Origin of the sequence: Flavobacterium lacisediminis (genome assembly GCF_025909975.1) — a bacterium.
Classification (GTDB): domain Bacteria; phylum Bacteroidota; class Bacteroidia; order Flavobacteriales; family Flavobacteriaceae; genus Flavobacterium; species Flavobacterium lacisediminis.
Genome location: NZ_JAPCIO010000007.1, coordinates 18,826 through 41,736, shown reverse-complemented (window position 1 = coordinate 41,736; position 22,911 = coordinate 18,826). Strand labels below are relative to the sequence as shown.

Genomic DNA, 22,911 nt, shown 5'->3' with positions numbered 1-22,911 from the left:
TTTACATAAGGGCTTTTAGGTTTTATAAATAGATATAAAAATGAAAAAAAGACATCAACAAAAATTAGTGGTTTTGTCATTGCTATTGCTTTTGGCGCTCAACTTGCCAATAGTATTATTATTTGATAGTTCCGAAAGTTTTTTAGGGTTTCCCATCATTTATATTTATATTTTTTCAGCTTGGTTATTTTCGGTTTTAATGTCATGGATTGTAGTACAACGTTATTATGAATAGTGCGATACTTTTACTTATTCTACTAGGCTACTTGGGTATTCTTTTTTTTATTGCACATTGGGCTGAGAAAAAAGAAAACATCAAATGGACTAATAATTCATATATCTATTCTTTATCATTAGCGGTGTATTGTACGGCTTGGACGTACTATGGAAGTATTGGAGTAGCAGCAAATTCGGGTTTAGGATATTTGCCTATATATATTGGACCTATCATCATAATTCCCGCATGGATTATTATTTTAAAGAAAATCATTCGCATTTCTCGAGTGAATAAAATTTCAAGTATTGCTGATTTTATTTCCCTTCGTTATGGTAATAGTCGTTTTTTAGGAGCCATTGTAACTGTCGTTTGTTTGGCCGGAATTACTCCTTACATCGCTTTACAATTAAAAGCAATCTCAGAAACATTTCATATTGTAACAAAAACGAATACAAGTTCTTATATTTTTGATGACACCACGACTTATGTCGCCATCGCTTTAGCCTTATTTGCTTCTTATTATGGAACACGTTATGTAGATGCTTCTGAAAAACGTAAGGGAATTGTAACTGCTGTAGCTTTGGAAAGTATACTGAAGTTAGTCTTCTTTTTAATTGTTGGAGTTTACGTTACTTTCTTCGTTTTTGATGGATACGATGATATTTATGCAAAAGCCTCACTTTTAGAAAACTTTAAAGAAAAAAATACCATCGGCGGATTAGAACAAGGATTAAACTGGTTCTTTTTGAGTATGGTTTCGCTTTTTGCTATTTTCTTATTGCCTAGACAATTCCAAATGTCGGTAGTGGAAAATAACAGAGAACGTCATATTAAAACCGCGATTTGGTTGTTTCCATTATACTTATTGTTGTTCAATATTTTTGTGTACCCAATTGCTTGGGGTGGAAATGTTTTATTTGAAGGTCAAAATGTAAATGCTGATACTTACTCGCTTTTAATTCCTCAATTTTTCGATAATAAAACCTTAACTGTTTTAGTTTTTCTTGGCGGATTTTCAGCAGCAATTTCTATGATTGTAGTTTCAAGCATCAGTTTGTCTACGATGTTGAGTAACAACTTGTTGATTCCGTATACTTTCTTAGGAAAATTAAAAAACGAGGAGCAAATTATCAACAACAAAAAGATTGTAAATATCCGTAAAATCGGAATCTTTTCATTAATTATCGGCGCTTATTTGATTTACCGATTCTTCGCATTAGATTACAGTTTAGTTTCTATTGGATTGATTTCGTTTGTCATTATTGCCCAATTAGCGCCAGCATTTTTCGGAGCCATTTTCTGGAGAAGAGGTTCAAGAATGGGAGCTATTTATGGAATTTTAATTGGATTTGTAATTTGTATTTATACTTTGTTGTTGCCTTATGCTATCGGGTTAACCAATAATGAAAGTTCGTTTATATCAGAAGGTTTCATGAAAATTGGGCTTTTAAAACCATTTCAACTTTTTGGATTGGATTATTTGCAACCAGTACCACATGCTTTGTTTTGGAGTATGTTATTCAATACGTTGACTTATTTCGCGGTTTCGGTGAGTTTTAAAGGAAATTATCGCGAACGCAATTATGCCGAAATGTACGTTGACATCGATAAATACAGTACCAATCATGAAAACGCTTTTGTTTGGAAAGGAACGGCTTACACACGTGATATCGAAAAAGTCTTAATCCGATTTTTAGGAGAAGAACGTACCAAACGCGCCATGAATATCTTCAATGTGAAGTACAATGTGGATAAAGATCAAGAATTGGCAGATGCGAGATTAGTGAAATTTGCCGAGAATTTATTAACGGGTCACATTGGAACAGCTTCGGCACGAATTCTGATTTCGAGTGTGGTTAAGGAAGAAAAAGTTACACTTCCTGAAGTTTTGAAAATTCTAGAAGAATCAAAAGAAAATATCACCATCAATAAAAAATTGACGGAAACTTCGAACCAACTCCAAAAAATCACTTCAGAATTACAAAAAGCCAATGAAACGTTGGTACGAAAAGATGTTCAAAAAGATGAATTTTTAGATACGGTAACACACGAACTTCGCACGCCAATTACCGCTATTCGGGCTGCGAGTGAGATTTTGCACGATGATGACGAAATTCCAGAAGAATTACGAAAACAGTTTTTACAAAATATCATTTCCGAATCCGACCGATTGAATCGTTTGATTGATAAAATTTTGGATTTAGAGAAATTCGAAACCGGAAAACAAACCATTCATCCAAGTCAAAACAACTTAATTGCCACGATTGAACATTCGATTGAACCTCTAAAACAGTTAATTAAGAACCGAAATATCAGCGTTTATGTAGAAAGTAAAGACACGGTTTTGGCTTTTTATGATGAAGATAGAATTATTCAAGTGGTTACCAATTTACTTTCAAACGCCATAAAATTCTGTCCCGAAACAGATGGTTTAATCACGATTCAAGTCAAAAAGAAAGATAATTTTATAGAAACTTCGGTTCAAGACAACGGAAAAGGTATAAATCCTAACGATTTTGACGTTATATTTGACAAATTTTATCAAGCTTCCAATCAGAATTTCAAAAAACCCGTTGGTAGCGGATTAGGATTAGCGATTTGTAAGCAAATTATAGAACATCACAAAGGTAGAATTTGGGTAGAACCAAGTGTAAAAGGCGCTTGTATTGTATTCACTTTACCGATAAAAAATATTGAAAATACAGATTTATGAAAAAGATTTTAATAGTAGACGACGAACCTAATATCGTAATGACACTTGAATACACCTTCAAGAAAAGCAATTACGAAGTTTTCATAGCACGCGATGGACAAGAAGCTTTAGATATTTTAAAAACCAATTTCCCTGATGTTATCATTTTGGATATCATGATGCCGATGGTAGACGGTTTTGCCACTTTAGAACAAATCAGAAAAGACGCTAATTTACAACACACCAAAGTCATGTTTTTATCCGCAAAAAATAAAGAAAGCGACATTGAAAAAGGTTTAGCACTTGGTGCTGATGCTTATATGACGAAGCCGTTTTCGATTAAGAAAGTGGTAGAGAAAGTGGAGGAGTTGTTGAGTTAGTAATCATTTTGAGAGTAAAATTATAATGAAAATTGGCATTTATAACATATTTACAACCTTTTGGTTTTTAATAATGTTGCTATGTAGCGGTACTCTAACTTACTTTTCATTTTATAAAAACCTATATTCAGGTGATGCTATTTTAATTGTAAAAATAGTTATTGCAATAATATCTTTAATTTTTATTTGTGTTCTGTTCTATCTTTTATATAAGTTTAGAATTTTGATAGTTTATAAAAATCGTTTCATTTCAATTCATCCTTTTATTTTAAAAGTAATTACAATTGATATTTCGCATACAAAAAACGTGAAATGGAAAAAATTTTCTGCATTTAAAGGAACAATTTATAGAAATGTTGAACTTAAACAAGAAAAAAACAAAATTGATATATCAGATTTAGAATTTGAAAATTTTGAAAATTTGGTAAGAAATTTAAATAGAAATCTTAACAAAGATAAAATCACAATTGAGCAAGCAAAGTCGAATAATTCAATGATGATTTTTAATGTTGTTATACTCTCTGGTTTTTTGGTTTTTCTTGTTGTTAATACAAATTGGAAAAATATTCATAATGCAGAACTAATTTTCTTTTTGACAAACATTATCTTACTATTTGCTTCTATAAAAAGAGTATATAATTACAGAAAAGTTTTAAATTCATCTCAAAATTAGTTTTAAAACAATTAATTAAATATCTTTTACAATCTATACCTATTTAGCAAGATTAATTCATTTAGCATTATTTTATTTTCTACATTTACTAAAGAAAATAAATCACATAAATTGAATAATACAAATGAATTATTGCGATATTTATAATAAAAGTATAACTTCTTCTGAAGAATTCTGGAAGGAACAAGCGAATCAGTTAGAATGGTATAATCAACCTTCCAATATTTTATCAACTGATAAAAACGGTTATCCATTATGGTTTGCCGATGGAGATTTAAACGCTTGCTACCTTGCAGTTGATAAACACATTCAAGATGGCTATGGCGAACAAGTAGCTATCATCTACGATTCACCCGTTACACAAACTGTTAAAAAGTATACATTTAACGAAGTTAAAACCGAAGTAGCCAAACTAGCAGGCGGTTTATTATCACTTGGATTAGAAAAAGGCGACACCGCTGTAATATACATGCCAATGATTCCTCAAGCAGCTTTTGCTATGTTAGCTTGCGCTCGAATAGGAGTAACGCACTCGGTAGTCTTTGGAGGATTCGCACCACATGAGTTAGCCATTCGTATCGATGATTGCGAACCTAAAGCCATTATTACCGCTTCCTCAGGAATTGAAATCGATAGATTAATTGCCTACAAACCTTTAGTAGATGAAGCTATCGAATTAGCCAATCACAAACCAGAAAAAGTAGTGGTTTTCAATAGAAAATTAGGAGCAAGAGTTCCATTCAAAAAATATGATGTTGATTATGATGCATTGGTTTACGGTTCAGAAGAAACGCCTTGTATTCCTGTAAATTCGACACATCCATTATATATTTTATACACTTCTGGAACCACTGGAAAACCAAAAGGAATCGTCAGAGATACAGGCGGTTATGCTACAGCACTTAAATTTTCAATGCAACATATATACGATGCAAAAGAAGGTGACGTTTTTTGGGCAGCTTCTGATGTGGGTTGGGTAGTTGGACATAGTTATATTGTTTACGGACCTTTAATGAATAGAAATACTACGGTTCTTTTCGAAGGAAAACCAATCCGAACTCCTGATGCGAGTACGTTTTGGCGTGTTATTGCTGAACATAAAGTAAATATCATGTTTACCGCTCCAACAGCCATTCGCGCTATTAAAAAAGAAGATCCAAATGGAGAGTTCATCAAACAATACGATTTAAGTAGTTTGAGAATTCAATTCTTAGCAGGTGAACGTTGTGATGTGGCGACTTTAGAATGGTATCGCGAACATATTCCAGTTCCAGCAATTGACCATTGGTGGCAAACAGAATCAGGTTGGCCAATGATTGCTAATATGATGGGAGTGGAGTATTTGCCTATAAAACCAGGCTCAGCAGGAAAAGCGGTTACAGGTTATGACATTAGAATTTTTGGAGAAAACGGACAAGAATTAGGTCCAAATGAAGAAGGATATGTAGTTATCAAATTGCCATTACCGCCAGGAACTTTATTAGATTTATGGAAAGACAACGAACGTTTTAAAGCAGGATATTTAAACAAGTTTCCGGGTTATTATTTCTCAGGTGATGGCGGATTTAAAGATAATGACGATTACATTTACATCACAGGAAGAGTTGATGATGTCATTAATGTAGCGGGTCACCGACTTTCAACTGCTGAAATGGAAGAAATTGTAGCTTCTCATCATTCTGTGGCAGAGTGTGCTGTTATTGGAATTAATGACGAATTAAAAGGTCAAATTCCTTTAGCATTAGTAGTAGCAAAATCTGGTGAAGATATTAAACATTTCCAATTACAACATGAAGTGGTGCATTTAGTTCGTGAGCAAATTGGAGCGGTGGCTTCATTGCGTGATGTAATTATTGTGCAACGTTTACCCAAAACACGTTCTGGAAAAATTCTTCGTAAAATGATGCGAAGCATTGCAGACGGTGAACAATTTCAAGTTCCATCAACCATTGACGATGAAGCAATTATTGATGAAATTAGAGATGTTTTAGAACATGCTAAAATTGGTTGTTTTAAATAATTTTGACCAATCACTAATTTCTTTTTACTAATCACTTAACTATATCTATTTAGCAAGAAAATATAAAATTCTTAAAACAGATTGGTTATCTTTACATTATCAATTAAAATAAAGCTAAAAAATGAGTTATTATAAAATACACGATTTAGAAAACTACTTTAAAATGTATAAGAAATCGGTGCGCGAACCAAGAAAATTTTGGGATCGTATTGCCGATGAAAACTTTACTTGGTACCAAAAATGGGACAAAGTTTTTGAAGTAGATATGCAAGAAGCCAACTTTAAATGGTTCTTAAATGCAAAAGTAAACATCACTAAAAACTGTATCGACAGACATTTAGCAAAAAGAGGCGATAAAACCGCAATCATTTTTGAACCAAATGATCCAAGCGAAGCAGCACAACATATTTCTTACAACGAATTATACGTTCGTGTGTCTAAAATGGCAAATGTTTTGCGCGATCAAGGTATCAAAAAAGGCGATAGAGTTTGTATTTATTTACCAATGATTCCAGAATTAGCCGTTGCAGTTTTAGCTTGTGCTCGAATTGGAGCTATACATTCAGTTGTTTTTGCTGGATTTTCATCTTCGGCAGTTGCTAGTCGTATTAATGATAGTGAATGTAAAATGGTGATTACTTCTGACGGAAGTTATAGAGGTAATAAATCAATCGATTTAAAAGGAATTGTTGATGAAGCTTTAGAAAAATGTCCTTGTGTAGAAACTGTTTTGGTAGTTAATAGAACCAATACAGAAGTTACCATGAAAGAAGGCAGAGATTTATGGTTACAACCATTAATGGATGCTGCTATTGGTAACAATGTCGCTGAAATTATGGATGCGGAAGATCCGTTATTTATATTATATACTTCTGGTTCAACCGGAAAACCAAAAGGAATGGTACATTCTACTGCCGGATATATGGTTTACACCGCTTATACCTTCAAAAACGTATTCAATTACGAAGAAAACGATGTGTATTGGTGTACCGCAGATATTGGTTGGATTACAGGTCACTCTTATATTTTATACGGACCTCTTTTAAATGGAGCTACAACCGTAATTTTTGAAGGTGTTCCTTCTTACCCAGATTTTAGTCGTTTTTGGGAAGTAATTGAAAAGCATAAAGTTACACAGTTTTATACTGCGCCAACAGCTATTCGTGCTTTAGCAAAAGAGAGTTTGGATTATGTACAAAAATTCCCATTGAGCTCTCTAAAAGTAATTGGTTCAGTGGGTGAGCCAATTAACGAAGAAGCTTGGCACTGGTATAACGATCACGTAGGAGGGAAGCGTTGCCCATTAGTAGATACATGGTGGCAAACCGAAACCGGAGGAATTATGATTTCGCCAATTCCATTTGTAACACCAACAAAACCAACCTATGCTTCGTTACCATTACCTGGAATTCAACCTGTTTTAATGGATGAATTACGTAATGAAATTGAAGGCAATCAAGTAACAGGTGCTTTGTGTATTAAATTTCCTTGGCCTTCGATGGCGAGAACCATTTGGGGCGATCATCAACGTTATAAAGAAACCTATTTCACTGCTTTTCCAGGTAAATATTTCACTGGTGATGGTGCTTTACGTGATGAAGTAGGGTATTATAGAATTACAGGTAGAGTAGATGATGTTATCATTGTTTCTGGACATAATTTAGGAACAGCACCTATTGAAGATGCTATTAACGAACACCCAGCAGTTGCAGAAAGTGCGATTGTAGGATTCCCTCACGATATCAAAGGAAATGCACTTTACGGATTCATTATCTTGAAAGAAACAGGTGAAGGTCGTGATAGAAATAACTTAGCAATAGAGATTAATCAATTGATTTCTGATCAAATAGGTCCAATTGCGAAGTTAGACAAGATACAATTTGTAAGTGGTTTACCAAAAACACGTTCGGGTAAAATCATGCGTAGAATATTAAGAAAGATTGCTGAAGGAGACTTCTCTAATTTTGGAGATATTTCCACTTTATTAAATCCTGAAATAGTGGAAGAAATTAAAAACGGCAAGCTCTAGTTTTTTAGTTTTATTGGTTAAGAAACTGCTTCAGTAATGGGGCAGTTTTTTTATTTTAAATCTCTAATTTTCGCTTCAATTTCAAAAACAATAAAGCTGTAATAAATGCATCACCACTTGCGGTATGACGATCGGATTTTTTGATTTTGTAGATATCGCATAATTCGTCTAAAGAGCTTTGCTGTTCTTGTGGTAAATATTTTAGTTTTTGATACATTACGTCTGTATCCATGGCTTGATTTTGTAATTTCCCTACATCCAAACGATCTAGTGCTTGATTAATCATTTCGATATCAAAATCCACATGATGCCCAACTAAAGTTGCATTTTTTATAAAATCCAAAAAGCGAATTATAGCTTCAGCTTCAACTACTTTTTCTTCCTTTCCTTCTCTTAAAATACCATGTAAAGTAACCGTTTCAGGGTTGAAAACATCTTGTTGTAAAAATACTTCCATAAAGTCACCTACAATAATTTGATTGTTCTGAATTCCAACAGCTCCAATAGATAAAATTCTATCTGATTTGTAATCTAAACCTGTGGTTTCACAATCAAAAACTACATAACGTTGCTCTTTACTTTGATTTTCATTAAAGCAACTTAGGTAGGTTTCCCAAAATTTAGGGTAATCTTTTACTATTTTTTTAAACCAATTAATTGCCATATTTTAAGTAAAATAAGTTAATTGGAATTTATTTTTAATCACTTCCTGAATGTCGTTAATTGGTTGGAAATCGTTTTTAAGTTTTACTTTATCTAATTTCGATAACTCGCTTAAATTCAAATATCTACCATCTGATTCATTTTTCAAACCTTCTTCAGTTCTGAACTTCAATAATTCTGCAAAAGCATCGGCACAAGCTTCATAAACTGGAGCATTTTGCGGTTCTAATTCTGCCAGCTTTGCATATCTGGAAATAGTATTTGCTGTATTTTTAATTCCTTTACTTAAAGATAAAATTCGAGCAGCATCAATCAATGGCATTAAAGCTCTTCCTTTTAAATCAAAAGTATCTTTGTGTTCACCATCACTTTCAACCAAAAACTGACGGAAAAATCCTAATGGTGGAGGATTTTTTAGAGCATCAGCACCTAAATACGCAAAAAACAACTGGTTATCATTTATTTCTTCGTGAATTGTTTTAGTAATGGTATCAACTAAAGATTCATTTCCATAAACAAAATCATAATCAAAGAAAATAGTATTTTGTAAAACGTTTTTATCAGCAGGATTAATAATCCAGCCTTTAAACTGGTTTTGCCAATCTGAAATTGATTTACACCAAAGCGAATTACTTGCCATCATTTCATTTGGACAAAAATCATAACCCACTTTATTCAATGTTTTTGTTGCTTTCTCCGCTAATTCAAGAAAGTATTTTTTTACAGTATCGTAATTATCTTCAGGAACATCTTCAAAAATAATTGCATTATCTTGATCTGTAAGCAAAAGTTGCTCTTTTCTACCTTGACTTCCAATGTTTATCCAAGCAAACTGGGCTGGAGGAGGAGTACCAATTTTTTCAATAGCTAATTCGATAGCACGTTTGGTAATCGCTAAATTAATTTCGCCAACAATAGAACCAATATGATTAATAGGTACATTTTTATCTAACGAATGTTGAATTAAATCGGCTAATTTTTCTCTAACTTCTTTTAAATCAGATGATCTTTGTGCTCGTTTAGACTGTTTTAGTAAAACTCCTGGATTGTTAGCTTGAGCGACAACAATATCATGTTCTGTAATAATTCCTGTTATTTCTGAATCAGTAGAACCATCTTTTGTAACACATAAATGAGAAACATTGTTTTTCAACATAATGATTTGTGCTTCAGCAATAGACAAGTTGTCAGCTACTGTAATTACAGGAGAAGACATGATTTTGTCAATTGTAACATCAATAGAATAAAGTCCGGTTGCAATTTTAGAACGCAAATCTTTATCAGTGACAATTCCGATTGGTTTTCTATTTTCGTGAATAATCATACTTCCAATTTTGCTACTCGACATAGTTTGTGCAACAAATTTTACAATATCATTTGGAGAAGCAGTTATAGGATTAGAAGTATACTTTATAGGTTGATAATATTGAATTTCAGAACTTTGGTCATTGTAAATTACGTTTTCAGAAATTAATTTTCCTTTATGACTTTTATCGTAAGGATTTCTAGTATTTGAAGCAAAACTCTCTAATAAAAAGCTCAACACATCTGGATTTGCAGCTACATAGGGTTTGAAAGTTTCTATTGGAATAGCATAAATAATACTTTCTTCACGAGCTTTCGCTGTCATTAAGTAATTATTTTTAGCAAAAAAAGGCCGTAATCCTAAAATATCACCCTCATCACATTTGTCAATTAGTACGTCATCTGAATCTGAAGTTACTGATAAACCAACAGCACCTGAAGCCACCACATAAAAAAAGGAATGTGTAGCATCATTTATTTTAAATAACGTTTGATTTTTTTCTAAATAAATTACCTGACATGTTTTAGCAATTTCTAATAAGCTTTCATAAGGTAAACTAGAAAAAGGTGGGTAATGTTTTAAAAAATCAGTGATGCGTTCGGCAATAGGGTTTTTCATATAACTTTGATATTACGAAACGAAGATACAAAGTTTGTATGGCTTATTAAAGTAATTAGCTAAATTTTCTATTTTACATAATGTATATTATATATCAAAAAAGAATTCTTCGAATAATGTTAAAATACTATTCAAAACGTTTGTGTAAAACTATGAGAAAGTTTAGTTTTGCAATCTATATTATTACGAATCATGGAAAACAGACAAGCCCTTAAATTAATCGAAAAGATTCAGAAAGAATTATTTAAAGATAATTTCGAAGTTTCTGAAATTGTTAGCGATTTAAAAAAACTAAGAGAAATTACTTTAGAATTAAATAATCCAGTTGTAACAAAAGCTTTACGTTTGGCCTACGAACATTTAGATAACAACAATGGTTTTTTTATTGGTATTCCAGATGATGAACCAATTGACAGTAAAGACACTGAATTAGAAGCAAATATTTCAGACGAAAACAATATAGAAAGTTTTAATTACTTCCTTTCTTTATTGACTGATTTAGATAAGAAAAATAATCTTTTGGATTTAAAAGAATATAACAAAGCTTTTTTGGCTTTTTAATTCAAAATTCTATTTTACATAATATAAATCGGTAAGGAAATATTTTTACCGATTTTTTTGTTTTTTTTAACGTAATCACATCCTATATTATTTAATTTTGTTCGAATTATATCCTTTAATGGATTTCAAATTTTTACTCCTTTATCATGATAAAATCATTTAGATCAATCGCTTTATTAGAAGGTCTTTCATTGTTAGCTTTATTGTTTTTCGCTATGCCAATGAAATATATGGCTGGAAATCCTATTTATGTAAAAAATATTGGAATGGCTCATGGAGTCTTATTCATTTTATACGTTGCTTTTGCTATTTTAATTAAAAACGAACAAAAATGGAGTTTTAAAACCTTTATTATTGTTTGTTTGGCATCAATTGTTCCATTTGGTACGTTTTATATTGAGAAAAAATACCTTCAAAATACGTAATGAAAATCTTTAATTGGGCATACGATATTTTTAAAAGTCTCGACTTTAGTAATGACGTTTCTTCCTATTTGAATTTAGGTGTTAATATCATTATTTTAGTTGTTGTTTCTTATATTTTAGATTATCTGTTTAAGAAATTATTCATTATTTTTCTTGCTATAATTGCTGCTAGAACAAAATCGTCTTTTGATGATTTTTTGGTAGCAAATAAAACAGCAAAATATTTAGCTCACTTACTCCCTCTCCTATTTATATATAAAACCGTACCCGTAATTTTAAAGAATTTCACCTATTGGGAATACATTTTTGAAAAAGGAGTCAAAATTTATATCATTATCCTTTCACTTTGGATTACTCGAAGTATTTTCAATTCACTAAGAGATTATTTAAAGCAAAAACCACGTTTCAGCGATAAACCAATTGATAGTTATATTCAAGTAATTATGTTGTTTTTATGGTTGTTTGGAATCATTTCTTTTGTTTTAATTCTATTTGACGTAAGTAAAACAACTTTACTGACTACTTTTGGTTCTATTTCGGCAATTATTATCTTAATATTTAGAGATACCATTTTAGGATTTGTAGCCAGTATTTCTGTTTCAGTAAATGATATGGTTCGTATTGGCGACTGGATTACAATGGAAAAATTTGGTGCTGATGGCGATGTTATTGAAATTAACTTGGCAACTGTAAAAGTTCGAAATTTTGATAATACCACTACAACCATTCCAACATACAGCTTAATATCAGATAGTTTTAAAAACTGGCGTGGTATGCTAGATTCTGATGGAAGACGAATTAAAAGACATGTTTTGATAAAAGCAAATACGGTGCGATTTATTCAATCAGAAGAATTAGAAAATTTTAAAAAAATTCAGCATTTAACAGCTTATATTAACCATCGTCAGGCGGATATTGATAAATATAATCTCAACAATGGAATTGATAAATCGGTAATTGTAAATGGTAGAAATTTAACCAATTTAGGATTGTTTCGTAAATACATTAATCAATATATTTTATCACATCCAGGAATCAATAAGGACATGCAATTAATGGTTAGACATTTACAACCAACAGAAAAAGGCATTCCATTAGAAATATACTGTTTTTCAAAAGATAAAACTTGGTTAAATTATGAGCATATCATGGCCGATATTTTTGATCATGTTATGGCTTCCTTACCTTATTTTGATTTAGAAGTATCAGAACTTGGTACACCAAGCCCAAAAACAGTAGCAGAATAATACAAAGTAATTAACAACTGATTCTTAATAACTTAAAGTAACCTTCAAGAAATTGGAGGTTATTTTTTTTAACTTTAAGTATTAAAAAAAACTAAAAAATGAAAACAAAAGACGAAGCAATCCTAGAAATCAGAGGTGAATCTATTGGAACCATTTTTGAAAATTCGAGTTCGGAAGAAAAGTTTCAAAATCAAACTCTTCGTCCTATTTTAAAATTTCAAAATGATTTGTTTATTGAAGTTTTTAGAAATTATGCAATTAAGCAAAAGAATGCCTTTTTTACCTTAAATCCAGAGAAGAAAATGATTTATATTGAAAATGCCATTCAACGCGATATCAAATTTAGAAACTCCTTGAAAGGTATTATCATTGGCTTATTTACAATTTCCGAATACAAAGACTACATTCAAAATTCGTCTAATTTAAACAAACGAATGATGAATTTATTGATTGAACGTTTAAAAAGTCAAGTTCAATTGTTCGAAGAAAATTAATAAATCGATTCTCCATTCAAATCCGTACTCAAAACATCACTCATATAGTCAAAGAAAGGTCGCATTGCTTTGAAAGTAGCTAAAACTTCATCTTGAAAATTGGGAGCTAAAACTTCTTTATTTGAAAACTTTCTTCTAATTACAAACTGCTTTTTTCTAATCAATTCAATTTCTGGATGCGTTTTATCAAATCCTTTAGGTGCCGTTTTTAATCCCTCGCCTTCTAATGTCCCAAAATATGAAACAAACGTTTTATCCGTTATAATTTCTTTTAAATCGGAAGCATCTAATTCGATTTCTTTTCTAATTCTAAATAAATCTTCATTATTGGGCTCCCAAAATCCACCACCTACAAAACTTGCATCGTTTTCAATGTGCAAATACATACCTCCGCGCAATAAAGGTTTTGTTCTATCAAAACTTACCGAAAAATGATTTTTGTAAGGTGTTTTATCTTTTGAAAAACGAATATCTCTATAAATACGATGCATTTGCATTTTTTCGATACTATCAATTTTTTCTAAATCGGTTAGTATTTGCGTAAAAAAAGTTTTAGTAGCTTTTTGTTCGCTGTCAAAACGTTTTTTATTTTCTGTAAACCATTCGCGGTTGTTGTTTTCTTTAAGTTGAGATAGAAATTCTAAAGTTGATTGTTGTAGCATATTCATTATTTTTTCAATCGGTCTTCAATAAATTCAATTTGAGTTTTGCCATGTGGTTTAGGTTTTCCATCTTCGCCTAGGTTGACCATTGTAATATTATCAATTGTAATAATTTTTTCACGAGTCATCATATTACGAACTTCGCATTTCAATACTAACGAAGATTTTCCAAAATGTACCACATCCAAACCAATTTCAACAATATCGCCTTGTTTGGCGGCACTCATGAAATTAATTTCACTCATAAACTTGGTCACCACTTTAGAATTTTCCAATTGCACAATCGAATACAAAGCAGCTTCTTCGTCTATCCAAGCTAATAATTTACCTCCGAATAACGTACCATTCGCATTCAAATCTTCGGGTTTTACCCATTTTCTCGTATGAAATCGCATCTTGAATTTTTATTTTAAAGGTAAGAATTTTTGTAGAAATTTGGATATATTTGAGAAGTTAAAAATTAGATAAAACATGAAAACAGAAAAAGCTTTATTAATCGTATTTATTATTTCACTTATTTTTAAATTGATGCATTGGCCTGGTGGTGGCCCATTAATGGTTTTATCGTTAACATTTTTAGCTTTTTGTTATTTTCCGTTTGGATTCTATTTTTTTAGTGACAAAACTTTTAAAAACCAAAAGATTGGTGTCTCAATATTATTTGGATGGTTATTATCTGTTGCAATAATTGGTATTGAATTTAAATTGATGTTTTGGCCAGGATCAAAAGTAATGTTGCTAGTAGGTTGTATGTCAGCTGCAATTTTATTATTAGCTGGATTTTCATTATTTAAAAAATCAAATGAAGATTTAAAAAATTATTACAAAAACTTATTGACAAGAACGGTTGTTATATTTGTTTTTGCAACGATCTGTTTAATTTTACCTAATAGTGTATTAATTAATCATTATTATTCTAATGAACCAGAATTAAGAGAGCTATATTTAAAACAACAAGAAAATCCTGAAGATGAAAATATTCAAATGGAAATTCAAGCGTATAAAGCCAAACAATATGAACAAGAGAATGGTAGACAACGAAAATAATTTTTTTATTCATTTTCCCAAACAATTATAATTAAAAAAAATCCCGCTAGTGCGGGATTTTTCTATTATAACTTTCTACGTTCTTTTTCTTTTTTAATCAACGTTAACTCCCTACTCGTTTGACCAGCTACTGAAGTATTTTCTTCTGCTCTTCTTATTAAGTAAGGCATAACATCTCTAACTGGTCCAAAGGGTAAATATTTAGCTACATTATAACCATTACCCGCTAAATTAAAGCTGATATTATCACTCATTCCTAATAATTGTCCAAAAAAGATTCTCTTGTCATTTTTAGCAATTCCTTTTTCAGCCATTAATTGCATTAACTTATATGAACTTTCCTCGTTATGTGTTCCTGCAAATACTGCCATGATATCTAAATGCTCCACCATATATAAAACAGCAGCATCATAATTAATATCGGTAGCTTCTTTAGAAACACAAATTGGCGATTTTAATCCACGTTCAGCTGCTCTATCATTTTCTTTTTCCATGTAAGCACCACGAACTAATTTCATTCCAATATAAAATCCTTCCGATTTTGCTTCTTCGTGTAAACTTTTCAAATAGTCTAATCTGTCCCAACGATACATTTGTAACGTATTAAAAACAATAGCTTTTTGCTTGTTGTATTTGCGCATCATATCGGTAACAATAGCGTCTGCAGCATCCTGCATCCAACTTTCTTCTGCGTCAATTAACAATAAAACATCTTTTTCAAAAGCGGTTTTACAAGCTAAATCAAATCGAGCAATTACACGATTCCATTCTTGTTGTTCAGCTTCTGTTAAAACCGACTTCTCTCCTACTTTTTCATATAAATCTATACGGCCAAAACCTGTTGGTTTAAAAACAGCAAATGGAATAGCTTCACGTTCTCTCGCAAACTCAATTGTTTTTAAAGTCATTTCTAAAGCCGCGTCAAACTGAGCTTCTTCTTCTTTTCCTTCTACAGAATAATCTAAAACCGATGAAACTCCTTTGGTAAACATATTATCTACCACTTTTAAGCAATCAACCTCATTGACACCACCACAAAAATGGTCAAAAACAGTTGAACGAATCAATCCTTCAACAGGTAAATGTGCTTTAAGGGCGAAATTTGTAACGGCAGTTCCTATTTTTACAAGTGGCTGACTTGCAATTAGTTTGAAAAGAAAATAAGCTCTTTCTAGTTCGGTATCACTTTTCAAAGAAAAAGCAACTTGTGTATTGTCAAATATTTTATTCATGGTATTTTTGATAAAAAGCGACACAAATATACATCAGTTTTTACGAATTTTAAATAAAAAATGCCTTATTTTGCAATAAAATTCAAGCTTTTCACATGCAAACAATTACAGCCAATAATTACAGTGTTTACTTTGATTCTAAAGGATATGAAACTTTAACAGAAATGCTAAAACCTTCTCATTATTCTAAGATTTTTATTTTAGTAGATGAAAATACATCTCAGTATTGTTTACCACATTTGTTAAATAATTTAGCTACCGAAATAGAAATTGAAATTATTGAATTAGAAGTAGGTGAAATTCACAAAAACATAGCTACTTGTACAGAAGTTTGGGGTGCTTTGTCGGAATTAGGGGGCGATAGAAAAAGTATTCTTATTAATTTAGGCGGCGGCGTAATTTCTGATTTAGGCGGATTTGTAGCTTGTACTTTTAAAAGAGGTATTGATTTTATTAATATTCCAACAACATTACTTTCTATGGTTGACGCTTCTATTGGTGGTAAAAATGGTGTGGATTTAGGAAATTTAAAAAATCAAATCGGAATTATTCGCGAACCAAAAGCTGTCGTTGTTGATACCCAGTTTTTAAGTACTTTACCTCAAAACGAAATGCGTTCAGGATTAGCCGAGATGCTGAAACACGGATTGATTCATGATAAAGAATATTGGAATAAATTTAAAAACTTAAAGAATTTAAGCACAGAGGATTTAAATCAATTAATTCACCAATCAATTGAAATAAAAAACGAAATTGTTTGCGAAGATTTAACTGAAAATGGCATCCGAAAAGCATTGAATTTTGGACACACTTTAGGTCATGGAATCGAAAGTTATTTCTTAGAAAACGAAGATAAAACCAGCTTACTTCATGGAGAAGCAATTGCCGTTGGGATGATACTGGAAAGCTATATTTCTAAAGAAAAAAACTTATTATCAAACGAAGAATATCAAGAAATCAAATATATAATCAATGATATTTTTGATCGTGTTGAATTTACTGAAAAAGATATAAATGAAATCATTGAACTATTGATTTACGATAAAAAAAATGAGTTCGGAAAAGTACAATTTGCTTTACTTGATGGAATTGGGAAAATAATAATCAATCAAGAAACTGATAATGAATTGATTTTCAAAGCATTTAAAGATTATGCTATCTAATCATTTTTTTAGATTTTCTTTAAATAATAGCCATTTTATTTTTTAACTTTGCGCCAATGAAAGAAAACAACAATACGAACAATTACTACAGGATTCTTAATAATAGGAATGCTGACTTATCTATTATTGAACGGTTGTTCTTTTCTATATTTTGTTTTCACATAACTGATTTATTCGAGCTATCGAAGGCTTTTAATGAAAAATTACTGATTCGATATGCAAATATTAGGGTTTGAAAATTAAGATTAAAACAAGTACACCTATAAACTTTTTTAATTTTAATCTTATTTTTCAAAATGAACACTAAATACTACGACTTAATTAATCAGACTTTTTATTTTCCTCAAGAAGAATTTACTTTAAATAAAGACAATCTTCAATTTCACGGCATTGACTTAATGAAATTAGTAGAAGAATACGGAACACCATTAAAGTTTACTTATTTACCTAAAATTTCGCAAAACATCAATAGAGCCAAAATGTGGTTCAGAAATTCAATGGAAAAACATGGCTATGAAGCTAAGTATTTCTATTGTTACTGTACAAAAAGTTCTCATTTTGAGTTTATTTTAAATGAAGCTTTAAAAAACAACATTCACATTGAAACTTCTTCTGCTTTCGACATTAATATTGTTGAACAATTAATGGCGGAAGGAAAAATCAATAAAAATACTTTTATCGTTTGCAATGGATTTAAACGTGACCAATATGTAACCAACATTGCACGTTTAATTAATAACGGACATAAAAACACAATTCCTGTAATTGATAATTTCGAAGAATTAGATTTATTACAAGAAGAAATCGATGGTAAATTCAAAATCGGAATTCGTATTGCTGCTGAGGAAGAACCAAAGTTTGAATTTTACACCTCTCGTTTAGGAATCGGTTATAAAGATATTCTTCCATTTTACAGAAAACAAATAGCTGAAAATAAGAAAGTTGAACTTAAAATGCTTCACTTCTTTATTAATGCAGGTATTCGTGATACAGCTTATTATTGGAACGAATTATTAAAATGTATGAAAGTGTACATTGCTTTGAAAAAAGAATGTCCTTCATTAGATAGTTTAAATATTGGTGGTGGATTCCCAATAAAAAATTCATTGGCTTTTGATTACGATTACCAATATATGGTGGACGAAATTTTAAACCAAATCAAAATCGCTTGTGATGATGCAGAAGTTGCTGTACCTCATATTTTTACTGAATTCGGCTCGTTTACTGTAGGTGAATCAGGTGGTGCTTTATACCAAGTGTTATACCAAAAGAAGCAAAATGACAGAGAGAACTGGAACATGATAGATTCTTCATTCATTACTACTCTACCTGATACTTGGGCTATTAACAAACGTTTTGTTATGATGGCTGTCAATCGCTGGAATGATACTTACGAAAGGGTATTACTGGGTGGACTAACATGTGATGGCGACGATTATTACAATTCGGAACAACACATGAATGCGGTTTATTTACCAAAATACAACAAAGAAAAACCATTATACATTGGATTCTTTAATACAGGAGCTTATCAAGAAACTATTGGAGGTTTTGGCGGATTAAGTCACTGTATTTTACCACAACCAAAACATATTTTAATTGATAAAGACAAAAACGGAATTATTGCAACTGAAGTATTTTCAGAGCAACAAAAAGCCGAAGACGTTTTAGAAATTTTAGGATACAACAAGAAAAAAGAACAATAAAATAAAAAGTAATGAGCAAAGGACCAATTAGTCAGTTTATTGAGAAACATTATCTTCACTTTAATTCTGCCGCTTTAGTAGATGCTGCAAAAGGATATGAAGAACATTTATTAGACAACGGAAAAATGATGATTACATTAGCTGGTGCCATGAGTACAGCTGAATTAGGAAAATCATTAGCCGAAATGATTCGTCAAGATAAAGTACACATTATTTCTTGTACTGGAGCTAATTTAGAAGAGGATATCATGAACTTGGTAGCTCATAATTCTTACAAAAGAGTTCCAAATTACAGAGATTTATCACCACAAGAAGAATGGGATTTATTAGAAAACCATTACAATCGTGTAACAGATACTTGTATTCCAGAAGAAGAAGCTTTCAGAAGATTACAACAACATTTATTTGATATTTGGAACAATGCAGATTCAAAAGGAGAGCGTTATTTTCCACATGAATTTATGTACCAAATGATTAATTCTGGTGTTTTAAAACAATATTATGAAATTGACCCTAAAGATTCTTGGATGGTAGCAGCAGCTGAAAAGAATTTACCAATTGTAGTTCCTGGATGGGAAGATAGTACAATGGGTAATATTTTTTCTTCTTACTGCATTAAAGGTGAATTCAAAGCTACTACAATGAAAAGTGGAATTGAATACATGATGTGGTTAGCTGATTGGTATCCAAAAAACTGTGCAGGAAAAGGTATTGGTTTCTTTCAAATTGGTGGAGGAATCGCAGGAGACTTCCCTATCTGTGTTGTTCCAATGCTATATCAAGATATGGAAATGCATGATGTGCCGTTTTGGAGCTATTTCTGTCAGATTTCTGACTCAACAACAAGTTATGGATCGTACTCTGGAGCTGTTCCAAACGAGAAAATTACTTGGGGTAAATTAGATATTCATACACCTAAATTTATCGTAGAGTCTGACGCTACGATAGTTGCGCCATTAATGTTTGCGTATGTTTTAGGCTGGTAAAATTTTTGAAAAAAATATTTCAAATTGTTTGAAAATATAGTTTTAGGATAGTACATTTGACCAAAATACAAGATTAAAACCTACCCAATGAAAAGAGTTATTGTTGATTACGCTAAATTAACAAATGAAATCTTAACCTTACTAGTTGAGAAATTTCCTGACGGATATGATGATTCAGACATTATTCGTTTTAAAAATGCTAAGAATGAAACTGTTGAAGCTGTAGAAGTTCGTACAGAAGATACTATTTACTTAGTTAAAGTAAGTACAAAACTTGCTGATAGAATCGAAAACTATGATGAGGACGACATTATTGAAGATGATGTGGTAGCTGTACCAGATGAAAAAATAGGAAGTCTTAAAGATTTAGATATTGAAGAAGACGATGAAGATGATGATATATCAAATGATTCAGATGATATTGTAGATTCAGATGATGATTCAGACGACGAGGACGACGAAGATTAATACATAAAAAAGGGGATTCAAAATTTGAATCCCCTTTTTTATTATAAATAACGTTCTAAAATTACATTCTTGTGATGCAATTCATGCCCGAGTGTTATATATCCAATAGCTCTAACAGATACACTGCAATTTGAAGCTGTTCCTAAACTTAGTAAATCTTTATCTGAAAAAGTTTCAAACAGACTTATTGTAGCATTTCGAACACTTTCATATTCTGCTAACAAACTTTCGTATTCTCTATTATTTGCATCAGCCGTAATTACATAATCATTTTCCTCAAATCCTGGCAAAGCAGTTTTATCATTTCTTGCAATTCGTAAAGCGCGGTAAGCAAATATTCTCTCCGCATCAATTAAGTGCAGGATTATATCTTTGACAGTCCACTTCCCTTCTGCATATCGAAATTCATGCTTAAAAACCGGAACCGATTTAAAGAAATGCAACATTTCTTCTTTTTGAATTATAAGTCCTTTAATAATATCTTGCTCTGGAACTAATTTGATATAATTCTCGTAATATGGAGCAAATTCATTTGGTTGTAAATTTTTCATAACTTAAAGATATAAAAAAAGCCTCATTAAGAGGCTTTCGTATTTTACAATTCTTTAAAAATCGTATGCATTAAACGTTTTTTGTCGTTGATGCTCTCTTCTAAAGATATCATGGTTTCAGTTCTGTAAACACCTTCGATATCGTCAATCATGAAGATAACTTCTTTAGCATGTTTAGTGTCTTTAGCTCTAATTTTACAGAAAATATTGAATTTTCCAGTAGTCACGTGAGCAACTGTTACGAATGGAATCTGATTGATACGTTCTAAAACGAATTTAGTTTGAGACGTGTTGTGCAAGAAAACTCCAACATAAGCAATGAAAGAATATCCTAATTTCTCATAATCTAATGTCAAAGAAGAACCTTGAATGATTCCTGCATCTTCCATTTTTTTCACTCTAACATGTACTGTTCCTGCAGAAATTAATAATTTTTTTGCAATATCTGTAAAAGGAACTCTCGTGTTATCAATCAACATGTCCAAAATTTGATGATCTACTTCATCTAAACGAAACTTACTCATAAGTGCTTATAATATTTGTTAAATTTTTGATTTTTATTCAAATCTGAAGCAAATTTATCAAATAATTTTTACACCATTGTTAAATTCTGTTAAATTATTGATAAAAAAATCAGCTTTTTCTTCTATTATTGGGAAATAATTCCCTTTTGAAGTAAATAAACCATTTTTACAATCGTACTCTAAATGTCCTTTAAAATCCTGCAAATCATTAATTTTAATGATTCTTGCCACAAATTTTAGCTGACCATCTTGCACTACTTCAGTATATTGAGCTGCAAAGTTAATTATTTTTTCTTCACTATTATCAATAATTTTGACATTTTTGTAAATAAAATCATAAAAACATTTGTTATTTTGAGGAATCTTCAAATAATCACTTAATTCGTTATCAACTATAACGTTTTCGTAACTTACATCAAATGAACTCAAAAGCGAAGTAAAAATATAATTTCGAACAATATCTCTATCATAATCATTTGCATAATGGCCCGCCTCAAATAAAATAGTTGGCGTATTTTGAGTTGTGAAATAATCACCAGTACAATTTACATTATAACCATCATCAAAACGACCTACTTGATTAGGAATATAGCCTTGTAACGCATTATTCATCTTGTTTATTATCTGAATTGCTTTTAAGCGTACATCGTTGTATTCTCTCTCTTCATTGTAAGCAGGCGATAAAAAAGAAACTGTTGCTGGTAAATTAAAGCCTTCTGTTCCAAAAATAGTTCTTTGATCGTGTAAATTATAGCAATAATCAGGTTGAAAACTTTTATAAATACTGTGTAAGACTTGCATTTCTGGTTGAGTAGCATTAAAAGCATCTCTGTTTAAATCTACTTTATTGGCATTTTCTCTCGTATATAAGAAAGCGCCGTCTGGATTCAACATAGGAATACATAATAAGGTGTATTCGTTTTTAATACGATTCGCAATTTCGTTATCCGATTGTAAAAAATTAAAGAAGTCAAACAGCCCTTTTGTCGTGGTAGATTCGTTTCCATGCATTTGCGACCACATCAAAATTTTGGTTTTTCCTGTTCCAATTTTTACTTGATGAATAACTCTTTCTTGAACGGATTTTCCAATTTCAGTAATTTTAAAATCTGAATTTAATGATTCTAATATTGGTAAAATAGTATCTAAATGAATATACTTTCCTTTGAGTTTTGGTTCTAAATATTGAGTTGCTAATTGTAAATAATTCATGGCTTTCTTTTGATTTACAAATGTAAACAACTTAT

The 22,911-nt window shown here is 31.2% G+C and carries 23 protein-coding genes; 15 read left to right on the top strand and 8 right to left on the bottom strand.

Going from position 1 to position 22,911, the window contains the following annotated elements:
- Positions 1–40 precede the first annotated feature (40 nt).
- From OJ995_RS10585 to acs, 6 genes are all read left to right on the top strand, one after another.
- Entirely contained in the window at positions 41–235 is a 195-nt protein-coding gene (locus OJ995_RS10585) for a hypothetical protein (RefSeq protein WP_264369390.1), read from the top strand.
- Positions 228–2,930 carry an ATP-binding protein gene (locus OJ995_RS10580; protein WP_264369389.1) on the top strand — a complete coding sequence of 901 codons (2,703 nt, stop codon included), beginning with the start codon at positions 228–230 and terminating at the stop codon, positions 2,928–2,930. Before OJ995_RS10585 ends, OJ995_RS10580 begins: the two co-directional genes overlap by 8 nt.
- Positions 2,927–3,289, top strand: coding sequence for a response regulator transcription factor (locus OJ995_RS10575; RefSeq protein WP_133606942.1), 363 nt, complete (start codon positions 2,927–2,929; stop codon positions 3,287–3,289). Before OJ995_RS10580 ends, OJ995_RS10575 begins: the two co-directional genes overlap by 4 nt.
- Before the next feature lie 25 nt (positions 3,290–3,314).
- Positions 3,315–3,962: a hypothetical protein gene (locus OJ995_RS10570; RefSeq protein ID WP_264369388.1), complete on the top strand. Its 648-nt coding sequence runs from the start codon at positions 3,315–3,317 to the stop codon at positions 3,960–3,962.
- A 124-nt stretch (positions 3,963–4,086) separates the two neighbouring features.
- Positions 4,087–5,982 (top strand): acetate--CoA ligase, encoded by a 1,896-nt coding sequence (locus OJ995_RS10565; protein ID WP_264369387.1) that lies wholly within the window; start codon positions 4,087–4,089, stop codon positions 5,980–5,982.
- Positions 5,983–6,103: 121 nt separating this feature from the next.
- Positions 6,104–8,011 carry an acetate--CoA ligase gene (gene acs, locus OJ995_RS10560; protein ID WP_264369386.1) on the top strand — a complete coding sequence of 636 codons (1,908 nt, stop codon included), beginning with the start codon at positions 6,104–6,106 and terminating at the stop codon, positions 8,009–8,011.
- Positions 8,012–8,066: 55 nt separating this feature from the next.
- On the opposite strand, the gene OJ995_RS10555 is transcribed toward acs, so the two are convergent.
- Positions 8,067–8,675: a 3'-5' exonuclease gene (locus OJ995_RS10555; protein ID WP_264369385.1), complete on the bottom strand. Its 609-nt coding sequence runs from the start codon at positions 8,673–8,675 to the stop codon at positions 8,067–8,069.
- Between the two features lie 3 nt (positions 8,676–8,678).
- A complete protein-coding gene (locus tag OJ995_RS10550) occupies positions 8,679–10,598 on the bottom strand; it encodes a DUF294 nucleotidyltransferase-like domain-containing protein (RefSeq protein WP_264369384.1) in 1,920 nt (639 codons plus the stop codon).
- 192 nt (positions 10,599–10,790) lie between these two features.
- Between OJ995_RS10550 and OJ995_RS10545 the strand changes: the two genes are divergently transcribed.
- The 4 genes from OJ995_RS10545 (at position 10,791) to OJ995_RS10530 (ending at position 13,325) form a co-directional block, all read left to right on the top strand.
- A complete protein-coding gene (locus OJ995_RS10545) occupies positions 10,791–11,159 on the top strand; it encodes a hypothetical protein (protein WP_264369383.1) in 369 nt (122 codons plus the stop codon).
- Between the two features lie 146 nt (positions 11,160–11,305).
- Positions 11,306–11,584, top strand: a complete 279-nt coding sequence (locus OJ995_RS10540) for a DUF3817 domain-containing protein (RefSeq protein WP_264369382.1) — start codon at positions 11,306–11,308, stop codon at positions 11,582–11,584.
- Positions 11,584–12,831, top strand: a complete 1,248-nt coding sequence (locus OJ995_RS10535) for a mechanosensitive ion channel family protein (RefSeq protein ID WP_264369381.1) — start codon at positions 11,584–11,586, stop codon at positions 12,829–12,831. Before OJ995_RS10540 ends, OJ995_RS10535 begins: the two co-directional genes overlap by 1 nt.
- A gap of 98 nt (positions 12,832–12,929) precedes the next feature.
- Positions 12,930–13,325 carry a glyoxalase gene (locus tag OJ995_RS10530; RefSeq protein ID WP_264369380.1) on the top strand — a complete coding sequence of 132 codons (396 nt, stop codon included), beginning with the start codon at positions 12,930–12,932 and terminating at the stop codon, positions 13,323–13,325.
- Here OJ995_RS10530 and OJ995_RS10525 read toward each other — a convergent pair.
- Together OJ995_RS10525 and OJ995_RS10520 are read right to left on the bottom strand one after the other, a co-directional pair.
- On the bottom strand, positions 13,322–13,993 hold the full coding sequence (locus OJ995_RS10525; RefSeq protein ID WP_264369379.1) for a DUF2461 domain-containing protein: 672 nt from the start codon (positions 13,991–13,993) through the stop codon (positions 13,322–13,324). The two genes, OJ995_RS10530 and OJ995_RS10525, sit on opposite strands and share 4 nt — an antisense overlap.
- A complete protein-coding gene (locus OJ995_RS10520; RefSeq protein WP_264369378.1) occupies positions 13,993–14,382 on the bottom strand; it encodes an acyl-CoA thioesterase in 390 nt (129 codons plus the stop codon). Before OJ995_RS10520 ends, OJ995_RS10525 begins: the two co-directional genes overlap by 1 nt.
- A 76-nt stretch (positions 14,383–14,458) precedes the next feature.
- Here OJ995_RS10520 and OJ995_RS10515 point away from each other — a divergent pair, with 76 nt between their 5' ends.
- Entirely contained in the window at positions 14,459–15,034 is a 576-nt protein-coding gene (locus tag OJ995_RS10515; protein WP_264369377.1) for a GldL-related protein, read from the top strand.
- A gap of 65 nt (positions 15,035–15,099) precedes the next feature.
- On the opposite strand, the gene OJ995_RS10510 is transcribed toward OJ995_RS10515, so the two are convergent.
- Positions 15,100–16,266, bottom strand: a complete 1,167-nt coding sequence (locus OJ995_RS10510; protein WP_264369376.1) for a proline dehydrogenase family protein — start codon at positions 16,264–16,266, stop codon at positions 15,100–15,102.
- Between the two features lie 95 nt (positions 16,267–16,361).
- On the opposite strand from OJ995_RS10510, the gene aroB reads away from it, so the two are divergent.
- From aroB to OJ995_RS10490, 4 genes are all read left to right on the top strand, one after another.
- Positions 16,362–17,429, top strand: coding sequence for a 3-dehydroquinate synthase (gene aroB, locus OJ995_RS10505; RefSeq protein WP_264369375.1), 1,068 nt, complete (start codon positions 16,362–16,364; stop codon positions 17,427–17,429).
- Between the two features lie 296 nt (positions 17,430–17,725).
- Positions 17,726–19,135, top strand: a complete 1,410-nt coding sequence (locus OJ995_RS10500) for a type III PLP-dependent enzyme domain-containing protein (RefSeq protein ID WP_264369374.1) — start codon at positions 17,726–17,728, stop codon at positions 19,133–19,135.
- An 11-nt stretch (positions 19,136–19,146) separates the two neighbouring features.
- A complete protein-coding gene (locus tag OJ995_RS10495) occupies positions 19,147–20,121 on the top strand; it encodes a deoxyhypusine synthase family protein (RefSeq protein WP_264369373.1) in 975 nt (324 codons plus the stop codon).
- An 87-nt stretch (positions 20,122–20,208) separates the two neighbouring features.
- A complete protein-coding gene (locus OJ995_RS10490) occupies positions 20,209–20,589 on the top strand; it encodes a DNA primase (protein ID WP_264369372.1) in 381 nt (126 codons plus the stop codon).
- A 41-nt stretch (positions 20,590–20,630) separates the two neighbouring features.
- Here the strand turns inward: OJ995_RS10490 and OJ995_RS10485 are convergent, their stop codons facing one another.
- Genes OJ995_RS10485 through OJ995_RS10475 form a run of 3 tightly spaced genes read right to left on the bottom strand, consistent with a single transcriptional unit; the run spans position 20,631 to position 22,876 of the window.
- Entirely contained in the window at positions 20,631–21,140 is a 510-nt protein-coding gene (locus OJ995_RS10485; protein WP_264369371.1) for a DinB family protein, read from the bottom strand.
- Between the two features lie 44 nt (positions 21,141–21,184).
- The gene (locus OJ995_RS10480; protein ID WP_026726210.1) at positions 21,185–21,664 is read right to left on the bottom strand and encodes an Lrp/AsnC family transcriptional regulator; all 480 of its coding nucleotides are present in this window, start codon (positions 21,662–21,664) and stop codon (positions 21,185–21,187) included.
- Positions 21,665–21,721: 57 nt separating this feature from the next.
- Positions 21,722–22,876 carry a M14 family metallopeptidase gene (locus OJ995_RS10475; protein WP_264369370.1) on the bottom strand — a complete coding sequence of 385 codons (1,155 nt, stop codon included), beginning with the start codon at positions 22,874–22,876 and terminating at the stop codon, positions 21,722–21,724.
- Positions 22,877–22,911 lie beyond the last annotated feature (35 nt).

Coding starts and splice junctions, on each gene's coding strand:
- OJ995_RS10585 (WP_264369390.1), top strand. CDS start 41: ATGAAAAAAAGACATCAACAAAAATTAGTGGTTTTGTCATTGCTATTG.
- OJ995_RS10580 (WP_264369389.1), top strand. CDS start 228: ATGAATAGTGCGATACTTTTACTTATTCTACTAGGCTACTTGGGTATT.
- OJ995_RS10575 (WP_133606942.1), top strand. CDS start 2,927: ATGAAAAAGATTTTAATAGTAGACGACGAACCTAATATCGTAATGACA.
- OJ995_RS10570 (WP_264369388.1), top strand. CDS start 3,315: ATGAAAATTGGCATTTATAACATATTTACAACCTTTTGGTTTTTAATA.
- OJ995_RS10565 (WP_264369387.1), top strand. CDS start 4,087: ATGAATTATTGCGATATTTATAATAAAAGTATAACTTCTTCTGAAGAA.
- acs (WP_264369386.1), top strand. CDS start 6,104: ATGAGTTATTATAAAATACACGATTTAGAAAACTACTTTAAAATGTAT.
- OJ995_RS10555 (WP_264369385.1), bottom strand. CDS start 8,675: ATGGCAATTAATTGGTTTAAAAAAATAGTAAAAGATTACCCTAAATTT.
- OJ995_RS10550 (WP_264369384.1), bottom strand. CDS start 10,598: ATGAAAAACCCTATTGCCGAACGCATCACTGATTTTTTAAAACATTAC.
- OJ995_RS10545 (WP_264369383.1), top strand. CDS start 10,791: ATGGAAAACAGACAAGCCCTTAAATTAATCGAAAAGATTCAGAAAGAA.
- OJ995_RS10540 (WP_264369382.1), top strand. CDS start 11,306: ATGATAAAATCATTTAGATCAATCGCTTTATTAGAAGGTCTTTCATTG.
- OJ995_RS10535 (WP_264369381.1), top strand. CDS start 11,584: ATGAAAATCTTTAATTGGGCATACGATATTTTTAAAAGTCTCGACTTT.
- OJ995_RS10530 (WP_264369380.1), top strand. CDS start 12,930: ATGAAAACAAAAGACGAAGCAATCCTAGAAATCAGAGGTGAATCTATT.
- OJ995_RS10525 (WP_264369379.1), bottom strand. CDS start 13,993: ATGAATATGCTACAACAATCAACTTTAGAATTTCTATCTCAACTTAAA.
- OJ995_RS10520 (WP_264369378.1), bottom strand. CDS start 14,382: ATGCGATTTCATACGAGAAAATGGGTAAAACCCGAAGATTTGAATGCG.
- OJ995_RS10515 (WP_264369377.1), top strand. CDS start 14,459: ATGAAAACAGAAAAAGCTTTATTAATCGTATTTATTATTTCACTTATT.
- OJ995_RS10510 (WP_264369376.1), bottom strand. CDS start 16,266: ATGAATAAAATATTTGACAATACACAAGTTGCTTTTTCTTTGAAAAGT.
- aroB (WP_264369375.1), top strand. CDS start 16,362: ATGCAAACAATTACAGCCAATAATTACAGTGTTTACTTTGATTCTAAA.
- OJ995_RS10500 (WP_264369374.1), top strand. CDS start 17,726: ATGAACACTAAATACTACGACTTAATTAATCAGACTTTTTATTTTCCT.
- OJ995_RS10495 (WP_264369373.1), top strand. CDS start 19,147: ATGAGCAAAGGACCAATTAGTCAGTTTATTGAGAAACATTATCTTCAC.
- OJ995_RS10490 (WP_264369372.1), top strand. CDS start 20,209: ATGAAAAGAGTTATTGTTGATTACGCTAAATTAACAAATGAAATCTTA.
- OJ995_RS10485 (WP_264369371.1), bottom strand. CDS start 21,140: ATGAAAAATTTACAACCAAATGAATTTGCTCCATATTACGAGAATTAT.
- OJ995_RS10480 (WP_026726210.1), bottom strand. CDS start 21,664: ATGAGTAAGTTTCGTTTAGATGAAGTAGATCATCAAATTTTGGACATG.
- OJ995_RS10475 (WP_264369370.1), bottom strand. CDS start 22,876: ATGAATTATTTACAATTAGCAACTCAATATTTAGAACCAAAACTCAAA.